The sequence below is a fragment of the Ruminiclostridium papyrosolvens C7 genome (genome assembly GCF_000421965.1).
GTDB classification, from domain to species: Bacteria; Bacillota; Clostridia; order Acetivibrionales; family DSM-1351; genus Ruminiclostridium; species Ruminiclostridium papyrosolvens_A.
In genome coordinates this window covers 1-527 of sequence record NZ_ATAY01000060.1, presented here as the reverse complement: position 1 = coordinate 527, position 527 = coordinate 1, and the positions used below count along the sequence as shown (strand labels likewise).

The 527-nt window shown below is 48.2% G+C and carries 2 protein-coding genes; both read left to right on the top strand.

The features are described 5' to 3' along the window. The coding region (locus L323_RS33155) for a head decoration protein (RefSeq protein WP_020815966.1) at positions 1–344 on the top strand (344 nt) is incomplete at its 5' end. A 14-nt stretch (positions 345–358) separates the two neighbouring features. Then, positions 359–527 (top strand): major capsid protein (locus tag L323_RS42100; RefSeq protein WP_200859513.1); only part of this gene is annotated, 169 nt, incomplete at its 3' end.

Here is a 527-nt window from a genome sequence, read left to right as displayed (position 1 = left end):
CGGATAGTAAACACCCGGTAGACGTGAAAGCTGTAACGCTTAAGGCAGGGCAGGGTGTTCTTGCGCGAGGAACGGTTGTCGGAATTATCGCAGCAAGTGGTCTCGCCGTTCCTGTTGACAGTACCAAGGCGGATGGCAGCGAATTGGCTGATTCGATCCTGACGGATACGATCGATACTGGAGCCTCTGGGGCTACGAATAACGTTGTAACTACAGCGTACAGCTCAGGCTCATTTAATCGCGATGCCTTGGTTTTTGGAGGTAAGGATACGGCCGATAAGCATGAAAATCGTTTGCGCACGCTGGGTATCTATCTCAAAGATGTCCAAGCCTATGAAGGTTAAGGGGGAATTTATACATGCCTATGAATCTGGATTTATACAAAACAACAACGATGCTGCAGGCAATCGAAAAGACGATGCCACTTCGGAAATTCTTCACCCGTACATTCTTTCCTGGTGTTAATACATTTGTCACGGAAAACGTGATCTTTGACTACAAAAAGGGCAAGCGTCCGATGGCCCCGT